Here is a 1415-nt window from a genome sequence, read left to right as displayed (position 1 = left end):
GTAACAAGGTAGCCGTATCGGAAGGTGCGGCTGGATCACCTCCTTTCTAAGGAAAAAAGTAGAGTAATTGAAATGTGTTTTACTGTTGAGTTATCAAGGAAACTGAATAATGATATTTCTGGTAGTGATGCGCTTAGGGGACACACCCGTTCCCATCCCGAACACGACGGTTAAGACCTAAGCGGCCGATGGTACTGCACTGGAGACGGTGTGGGAGAGCAGGTGGCTGCCAGATCAAATGGGGATGTAGCTCAGTTGGGAGAGCACCTGCCTTGCAAGCAGGGGGTCGAGAGTTCGAATCTCTTCATCTCCACTGAAATCGAAAGATTTCAAGATGGGCTTATAGCTCAGCTGGTTAGAGCGCACGCCTGATAAGCGTGAGGTCGGTGGTTCGAGTCCACTTAAGCCCATTGGCTTAGTGATAATAAGCCAATCAATATTGTACCTTGAAAACTGCATACATGAAATTTGATTAAGTTAATCAAATATCCTTAAACGCAAAGTATTAAGAAATTAATGCAAACGCAAAGATAGGAAGACATCGATTTATCTGTTATGAACAGAGTAATCAAACACATACGTTACGAACGTGAGTGCAAACTTCGTGAGAAGAAAGCACTTACTGTAGTAACACGAGAATCAAGAGACCGCATCACCTACGCTAGGGTGATGAAGCGAAAGGTCAAGCAATAAGGGCACAGGGCGGATGCCTTGGCACTAAGAGCCGATGAAAGACGTGATAAGCTGCGAAAAGCTTCGGGGAGGAGCAAATATCCCGTGATCCGGAGATGTCTGAATGGGGAAACCCGCATGAGCAGACCTCATGCATCCATACGCCAATCCATAACGTATGGAAGGGAACCCGGGGAACTGAAACATCTAAGTACCCGGAGGAAAAGAAAGAAACATCGATTCCGTAAGTAGCGGCGAGCGAACGCGGAGGAGCCTAAACTGGTGTGCGTGCATGCCGGGGTCATGGACTGCATTTAAGATTCAGTAAGGTTAACAGAACGGTTTTGGGAAAGCCGGCCACAGAGGGTGAAAGCCCCGTACGTGAAAACCAAGCTGACTGAGCAGGATCCGGAGTACCACGAGACACGAGGAACCTTGTGGGAAGTAAGGGGGACCACCCCCTAAGGCTAAATACTACTTAGTGACCGATAGCGCATAGTACTGTGAAGGAAAGGTGAAAAGGACCCCGGGAGGGGAGTGAAAGAGAACCTGAAACCCTGTGTCTACAAGCTGTGGAAGTGCTTTATATGCACAACCGCGTACTTTTTGTAGAACGGTCCGGCGAGTTACGCTTACTGGCAAGGTTAAGTCCTCAAGGGATGGAGCCGAAGGGAAACCAAGTCTTAACAGGGCCAGAGTCAGTAGGAGTAGACCCGAAACCGGGTGATCTATCCATGTCCAGG

The 1415-nt window shown here is 48.4% G+C and carries 2 tRNA genes and 2 rRNA genes; all 4 read left to right on the top strand.

Annotated elements, in window-relative coordinates:
* Window positions 1-117 precede the first annotated feature (117 nt).
* Window positions 118-235, top strand: a 5S ribosomal RNA gene (gene rrf / locus NE671_RS15660).
* A gap of 5 nt (window positions 236-240) precedes the next feature.
* A tRNA-Ala gene (locus NE671_RS15655) sits at window positions 241-313 on the top strand.
* Between the two features lie 23 nt (window positions 314-336).
* Window positions 337-410: transfer RNA gene (locus NE671_RS15650), tRNA-Ile, on the top strand.
* 270 nt (window positions 411-680) lie between these two features.
* Window positions 681-1415 (top strand): 23S ribosomal RNA (locus NE671_RS15645); the annotation flags it as partial.

This window comes from Blautia sp. DFI.9.10, from assembly GCF_024461705.1.
Lineage (GTDB): Bacteria > Bacillota > Clostridia > Lachnospirales > Lachnospiraceae > Blautia_A > Blautia_A fusiformis.
Note: the sequence above shows the minus strand (reverse complement) of the source record. Positions and strands in the feature narration are given on the sequence as shown.